Origin of the sequence: Vibrio sp. Vb1337 (genome assembly GCF_033338715.1) — a bacterium.
Classification (GTDB): domain Bacteria; phylum Pseudomonadota; class Gammaproteobacteria; order Enterobacterales; family Vibrionaceae; genus Vibrio; species Vibrio alginolyticus.
Genome location: NZ_JAWOTD010000002.1, coordinates 144,667 through 152,472 on the forward strand (window position 1 = coordinate 144,667; position 7,806 = coordinate 152,472).

The 7,806-nt window shown below is 43.0% G+C and carries 3 protein-coding genes; all 3 read right to left on the bottom strand.

From position 1 onward, the window contains the following. Positions 1–140 precede the first annotated feature (140 nt). From R7E42_RS02510 to R7E42_RS02520, 3 genes are read right to left on the bottom strand one after another with little or no spacing between them, the layout of a single operon-like run. Positions 141–4,832: an OmpA family protein gene (locus R7E42_RS02510; protein ID WP_064354668.1), complete on the bottom strand. Its 4,692-nt coding sequence runs from the start codon at positions 4,830–4,832 to the stop codon at positions 141–143. Next, positions 4,825–6,060: a TolB family protein gene (locus R7E42_RS02515; protein WP_064354667.1), complete on the bottom strand. Its 1,236-nt coding sequence runs from the start codon at positions 6,058–6,060 to the stop codon at positions 4,825–4,827. Before R7E42_RS02515 ends, R7E42_RS02510 begins: the two co-directional genes overlap by 8 nt. A gap of 1 nt (position 6,061) precedes the next feature. Then, the gene (locus R7E42_RS02520; RefSeq protein ID WP_213962668.1) at positions 6,062–7,780 is read right to left on the bottom strand and encodes a hypothetical protein; all 1,719 of its coding nucleotides are present in this window, start codon (positions 7,778–7,780) and stop codon (positions 6,062–6,064) included. Positions 7,781–7,806: the final 26 nt, after the last annotated feature.

Sequence of the window (7,806 nt, forward strand, 5' to 3'; positions counted from 1 at the left end):
GCGAGAAGCGAGAAGCGAGAAGCGAGAAGCGAGAAGCGAGAAGCGAGAAGCGAGAAGCGAGAAGCGAGAAGCGAGAAGCGAGAAAATCTTACTTCAGTTTCCATTGATAAGAAAAGAAAAACCGCCCGAAGGCGGTTTTTTTATTTATTGAGAATCGACGCTTCAATGATGGTTGCCAAGTATGGGTCTCTAATCCAAGTTACTAAACGTTCTGTACGCTCTTCTGGTTTCAGTTTTGCCCAGTTGACGTACATATCTTTATCAACTTTATAGCTTGGGTCTTCACAATCAGAAAAATAAGATAACTCATCTACATTTTTATACTGCCTGCCCAACGACATCTCAAAGCTTCCAAGTTTAAACGGTGTTTTTTCCGCTGTATTACGTTGTACTAGAGAGGACACCTTTAGAACTGCTTCTTGGAATCGACCAGATGTCGAAACAACGGGTCCAAATGGTCGAAGCCCCTTGATTTCTTGCCCGTTCAGCGCTTTAAATGCGAACTCAAAACGAGACGCGTAGACCACCTTACCATCGAAATCTTCATCCATGTCTATGTTGGATAGAGCCTCAGAGACAAAATCTGCATCTATATTTTTGTTAACCACATCGCTGTCATCTAGCGTCCATTTAGAACCGTTCTTCTTTAGTATCCCAATATAAGTAAGGTTACTTAGATACTCAGGACCAGCGGTAGTTTCAGATCCGAATACGGCTTCATTATCAAAAGTAGTAGATAGCTTTAGTGAAACTGGAACACTCTGCCATTCGAGGTTTTGTCCCTCATACGACTCTTTTCTGTGCTTGCCACCAATAAGCATAACTTCCATAGCGAATGACTTATTCGAAGTCCAATCAAAGCCTTTGAGCTCATCTGCAGTAGTGAACATACTGTCCTCGTTCATAAACTGTCGTTTATTTCCGTAGTTGACCGCAATCGCACTGTGCTTAATGTCTTCGATAATAGGCTTTGTCGGGCCTTTATGAACTTTACTATGTAAGACAAAATCTAGCGTTAACAAGTCTTTCTCTGACACACTATTTCCGTTCGCAATAAAGCCCGATTTAGCAGAGAGTGTATAGTTATGGTTTGTATCGACTCCTACAGGAATCTGTCTAGGTGACGTAATAAATCGTCCGACTGTCTTGTCCACTCGTACTGGTAGCTTATAGTTGCTTCCAGATAGAGTGAACTCATAGGTCATATTTTTGAAGCCACCGCTGTTTACATATTCTTTGAGTACATCTTGTTGGGAGTCAATTTTTATCACCTGCCCAAAAATCGGACCGAGAGCAACTTTAGATAAGTATCCGCTATAATCGACTAAATCGTGCTTAGCGATCAAAGGCTTCACTCCAGAGAAGACATCATCGCCAAAGTAAAAATACGGTTCAAACTCACAACCAATAAGGACTTTGCCGTCTGCTTTTTCCGCCTCAAAAAATTCGGCCAACTCACCTTTGGGATCTACACTAAATTCCTCGTGTTTCATCGGCTTGAACATCAAATTAAACTTAGGTCCACTGGTATTAAGTAAACCGTCAGTGCGCTGATAAGACATCTCACACTGAAACACATTTGACGTCATCTGTTTCAGACTTTGTTTGCCTAACACCATTTGCCACTTCAAACGGTGGAAAGGCGATAATCGCACCTTTTTATTTGCTTTTAATCGTACCTTCTCCCACTCATCAAAGGTGACCCATTTAGAGTTGTCATGAGGCTCAGAGACTAATAACCTAACGAACCCTAGGTCCTCCTCTGATAATTTTTTAGACTCAACATTAAATTGTGTAGCAAACTCTACTAAGCCTCTTTGTTGATCGCGATTATAGAGCTTGTCTTGCACTGGAAACGCAACATTAAACGCCCCAGAAACATCTTTCCTTTTTGGAGCAATATAGTTTGCTTTATTACGAGTGATGACTTGTTCAGCGATTTCTTCACCGTAACTTTCAATTAGTTGCTTGTGTCCCTCACGACGCATGAGTTCTTGGAGCCACAAGTTACACAAATTTTCTTTTAACTCTGTGTTTAATACCCAGCCATCGGTTTCTATAAATCGCTGAATGTATTCATCGATGGCTAGTGTTCGCCACTGTTCTGTGAACTCTTGTTCGCCCTCAGAACAAGCTCTTTGAATCAAAAGCACCAAACCATTAATAGCAAGTGCACGGCGTTGATAGCGCTTAATCAACTCCTTTGCACCCGTAGCTTTTCCTAAGTGCTCAACTAACGCATCTGAAGACGAAAAATACAACTCAGTCAATTGGGTATCAATCTCAGCCAGTGAATCAATAATTTCTGTGGTTTCATGGCTAAGCTGTTCAATTGCAGATATGCTTTTTCTAACTTCGTTGTAGGAAGACAAGTAATAATCGAAGAGCACAGAGTCTAGCAACTGGGCGCCACTCATCAGCATTTTCCCGCCTTCTTTGACAACGAAAAAGCCTCTTGCTGCCTGTCCTATTATCGGAACATAGCAAGCCATACCAACGATCATCTCGAAGATAGCTAGCTTGAGCTCTTTTGCAATTGCTTCTTCTCCCAAGTTCGCATCTAACTGAGCTAAACGCGCTTGCTCCATAGCCTTAAAGCCGAGTCGACTCGGTGGAATTCTCGCCGCAAACTCTTGTAGATAGATGCGAACTTCAACACGTCGGTTAATATTAAGTTGCGCGTTTTCGCGTTTGATTTCGTTGTTTGGTACCTCGACTATCGGTCGACGTTCGCCAAAAAAACGAATACCACTGACTGAAGAAAAGAACTCAGCAACATGCTGCGCTCGCTGTTGCGAAAGGTTTTGGTTATATTCTGAATCACCGTTTTGACAGGCATGCCCTTCGATTTCAACAACGGCATTTGGAATCTTAGATAATTCTTTATCGACCGCAGCCAAATACGACAAGTGCGGGGCTTGAACCTGGTTGTTATCAAAAGGAAAAACTAAGCGTAAACCGGCACCTTTATGGTCTTTAACAAACATTGCACTGTCTTCAGCAACGTCATTCGGAATACTGTCAGTAAACGTTACATTGTCGCCTAACTTATCTATGATTTGCTTAAGCAGTAATTCCCCGCTCTTCAGACTTTCTTTCCAGACAGGTACCCAGTTCAGATAATCGCGTGATACCTGCTCAAAATAACTTTTCCTGAGTTTAGCTTTCTCTTCTGCTAAGCGTAATTGCTCGCTTTTGTCAGTGATCGCTTTTATCTCATAGAAGGTGTTAATTGCATTGAGCCCGGCCCCAGCAAAGGGCGACAAAAAGCTTTTGACACTGCCGTTACCTGTCAACCACGTTCTAGCAGCACTCCCCGCCACAACGTGGGCATTGCCATTTCTCGCAGGTTCAATCACCTTGGTAAAGAACTTACTTTTATCAAATCCTTTCTCTTTGAGGAGCGCTTTTAAGCCCACTTGAGCTGCACGCTCGGATTCAGATGCCGCTTGGCGTAAATCTTGAAGAGTTTGGTAAGCTGCTGCGGTAGCCGATACCCCAAATGAAAACTCCAATGCCGAAATCATGGCTGGAGGTAATGCGCCCTTATCTACTTGCCCCCAAAACGTGTTTGCTAAACTCCCAATCACATCATGTTTACTTGATGGGTTTTGATGAATATTAATGCCAGCATTAACCAAACTTGGTGTCACTTTTGTGCCAATCTCCCACAGTGCAGCACTCATACTGGCAGTCGTTCCGCTATTCTCTAGGTTTTCAAGCTCCCCCATTCGGAAGGCTTGTAGAGCTTTAAACTGCGTAGGAAATTGGTATATCAAAGACTCTTCAAGTGAGATCATGTCGCCCGCAACAACCGCGATCTTACCAAACGGTGTCGTTTGGCTAAGCGTGATGTATTCTCGTAGCTCGTAGCTGACTCTAGTAGCATCACCAAATTCATCATACTCTTTGGTTACATTAGTGGCATTCTGTGCAAACTCAGGTATCTCATCGATGAGGTCAACATCAAAAACCACTTCAATGGTGTACATGCCATCAGTAAAAACCTCCGACGCCAACGGAAACAAAGCTATTGGACGATGCGAATCACTGTTTCGGTCAAGTTGTGCTTGCGTTATGATTTCTTCGTCTTGCAGGTTGAGGTGCTGTCCGCTCTCCTCATCAAAACGAGTAACTTTAACAATTGCATCAGCATACTCTTGTGTTGAAAATGCTACTGCGAGAAATGAGAACGTGGGTACAATAAAGCCACGAATGGGCTTATCTTCAGGAACAGAGTCATACCACTTGTTATACGCAACTTGCTCATCAGTTAGTGCTTGAGTGCCCGCTTCATATTTAGGCGCAAGTTGTGAGCGCTTTACTTCTGTGACAGCGTATTCCACTTTTTTTTCTAGCGAGTTCAGTGTTTTCTTGCTCCCATTTCCCTTTAGATTTCCTAAGATAGAGGCAAGTTCTGAGCACGCCTTTTTGATTGGCCGAGCATTACTCTGGGCACCAATCGCCAACTCTGTGAGCATTGACCATTCAGGAAAAGACAGCTTGTACGTCTTCTGTGCTAACTCATGTACTGGCGAACGCAGTACCAAAACCTGATTGATATTGGTTTTTTGGTTTTTCTGAGTAGAATCACCCAGTACATGTAAACGACCTAAATCGTCTGTCGCCCAAAGGGCTGCGCTTTCCTCACCTAAATTTATTGCAATGGGAAGCCGTGACATAGGGCGGATATTTTTCAACTCTTCTAATGAGGTCAGGTCTTTTTCGATATTGAGTGCTTTATATCGAGGGTTCTGTGCATCCCCAACATTAGGAAAATCGACACCAAACAAATAGACATCTGTTGGTAAATACTTAAGGTCATTACTCATCGTTTTCTACCTCCAGAAAACGCCCGCCGTCAGCATCGGCATTATAAAGCACTGGGGTTTTAGCAACTCTGCCAGAATGAATCACCTTCCATGACTGAGCGCCATTTCCATTCATTTCATAACGGTAATCTGACCCATAACGTCTAATGGTTATTTTTGCTGCTCCTCTCTGTGTTTCATTACCGTTGTTACTGATATTTACAACTTTCGCATAAACGTTCTTTTCATCGCCTTCCTTAGAAAACGCAAGCCAAGTTTGCTCCTCAACATTGATCAGCACCTTACGATACGAGTTTATGCCCCATACATATTTACCATTGGGGCTGATAGCAATTTGGCGGTAGATGCGCTTCTCAATATCGATGGAGTCTTCAAACTCTTTTTCAGGTAAAATCGTGTATAAGCGTTTGAGTGTCTTGGCGTCATAAACTCCCACCCCCAAGCCCGCGGCATTGATTAACTTGCCATCTACAATGACCGTATCTTCAGACAACGGTACATCTACCTCTTCTTTGGTTCCCGTCGCGAGTGTGTATTTAAAGCGCTTAAAACCGTCTGAGAAATAGATGTAGCTAGAATCGTCCGCCCAGACCAAATATGGCTTAGTACTCGCGCTACCCAGCTGAATGGTCTGTTGCGTTTCTAAGTCAAAGATTGCCTTTATCAAAGGCCCACCAAAGCTATAGGCATAAGCCACATAACGATTATTGGGTGAACGACTCGTCACATAGTTCTGTGGTGAAGCTGTACTTGGTATATCATCTGTGACTAAGCGTAAATCTGTCCCATCAATTTTCACGCTCCAAATTTTGTAGCCGTTTTCGTAATCATTTACGAGTGGGTCGTTAAACTTAACATTATTCCACCAAAACTGAATTCGAGGTTTGTCATAAGAGCTCGCATCAGATAAATCTTCACGAGGCCACTCTTTTGCTCGGCGTACGGCATAACCTGGTTTGACAGGAAGCGTACCTGGGTATTCAGGCTTAGACAGATCTTCAGAGTAAACAATAAAGTTATGCTCACTTTGCCATTGGCAGCGTGGTCCTGTCACATCTTTGCGTTCGAATGACGTTGTTTCACCAACGTTGTAACAAGCCTTTTGAGCGGGTTCTTTTTCTGCGGTTTGTGTTGTTGCAGTATTCGAAGTTTGATTACTTTCTTCACCACAGCCTGTTAATAACATAACTGTCGAAAGAAGCGTGATACTTAACGTTGTTCGTTTCATTTTATAATAGTTCCGTGAGTTCAATGTCTTGATAAATTACTGACATTAAGACCGTTTTATCTGAGTTATGAGATCGGCAATGACGGGTTAGATTGACCCTTTTAACTTCTGGTAACCAACCACTAAACACGACTTCTTTGCAGTACTGATCCACAAACTCAGCCTCGCGCAAAAAAATCTTTTGGCTCCATGTTTCATCAACACACGTCAGTTGGAAATAATCATCTGGTTGATCGCATTGGGGATTACTTTTATAAGTAATTACGACGCCTTCGCTTGGGGAGTTAACAACAACGGCAGCAACACCCTGCTCTTTTTGACTGACGGCATTGTAATCTGATTTGCTTGGCGCTTGAGTATCCAAATTCGGCAACGAAATCACAGGTTCGGAGCTCGCATCAAAGTTGTGAGCAGAAGAATAATCACAGAGGTCTACTTCAACCGCTTTTTCATTATTCCCACTCTTTAATTCATTGAGTTGCTGAGTATTGAGTTGAGTCCGAGAATAGTAGAGAGCAACATCACTTTGTACGCTACCGTTTATTTTGTATGGAAGCCAAATATGAGGCAAAGGAACACCAAGCGGCTCTCTCTTTGTTTTACTTCCAGCCTTAAATGGACTCAATTCGGTTTGAAGTAATTCTGTGTATGTTTCGCCTTCGTTAGGCCAACCAGCGACCACTACCTCAACTTCTTCTGCAGTAAGACCAAAAACACGGGCGCAAGCATATTCGTCCAACACACCCTCATAGACTTTTTTACCGTCTTGGTACAACTGAAACGCTTCCCCTGACAGAAATGCTTCGGAGTCTTCATCATATAAACTAATATCGACCGATCTCTGAGGCGAGGACTTAGTGCTTTGGTAGAGTGATAGATCGACATCAGAAAAGCGTCCGTCGTTTTGAACTTGGATTTCTCGCCAAACTTCTGATTGCCAAACGACATAAATGTAACCGCGATCGATAGATACATACCCTGAATCACTCTTATGAACAGGAACCAAAGGCACCAAAACGTTATCCCACTCATCCATCTGAGTTTCTTTATCAACGGGTTGCAGGTCTTCGGCGAGTTTAAGCAAGATTGGCTGAGGTTGGTCGGAACAAGGGATTTTGATATAGAGCGTTTTGCCCTCAGCTTCGAGATCTTTAAACGTCGCGAGGCTGCGGTGTTTGTTTTCTGTATCGGCCTTGCCTACAGTAACTTTTTCTTTTTGAGCTTCGGTTTTTCCCAACATCAAACATGCTGCATTACTAGACCACTGCCCTGCAAACTCAACAACGATTTTTTGATCTGGGCTTGGCTCAGAAGGTACATTCGTGTAACTACGAACTAAAGCAACATCGTCAGTAACCTGCTTGTAACCCGCTTTAAAAACTTTGCTTTCATTCGAAGCTGATACAGAGTCAACGAGTGTTTTAAGTCTAGGGAAGCTTTGTAACTGAGAGTCCTTTAATGGCGACCTACGAGCAAAGGAAGATAAGGAGACCCAACTGCCTTTCCCAAGTTCGGCTCTAATCGCTGCTAGCAATCCGCTGGTCGTTTTTTTAGAAGAAAGAGAAATCTTTTGCGCAAACTCTTTAGGGAGGTTTCTGAGGATGTCATCTGAATTTCGCAAACGCGAAAGCTGCCCTATACACTCGTCTGGTGTAAGAACATAAGATAGCTCACTGGAGGATAGCTTCGAGCTAGGTATAAATTTGCAAACTAAATGCATTTGAATTCTCCACAACCAACATCGTA

Bases quoted from the DNA above. Each gene is read 5' to 3' on its own strand.
- R7E42_RS02510 (WP_064354668.1), bottom strand. From the start codon at position 4,832: ATGAGTAATGACCTTAAGTATTTACCAACAGATGTCTATTTGTTTGGT.
- R7E42_RS02515 (WP_064354667.1), bottom strand. From the start codon at position 6,060: ATGAAACGAACAACGTTAAGTATCACGCTTCTTTCGACAGTTATGTTA.
- R7E42_RS02520 (WP_213962668.1), bottom strand. From the start codon at position 7,780: ATGCATTTAGTTTGCAAATTTATACCTAGCTCGAAGCTATCCTCCAGT.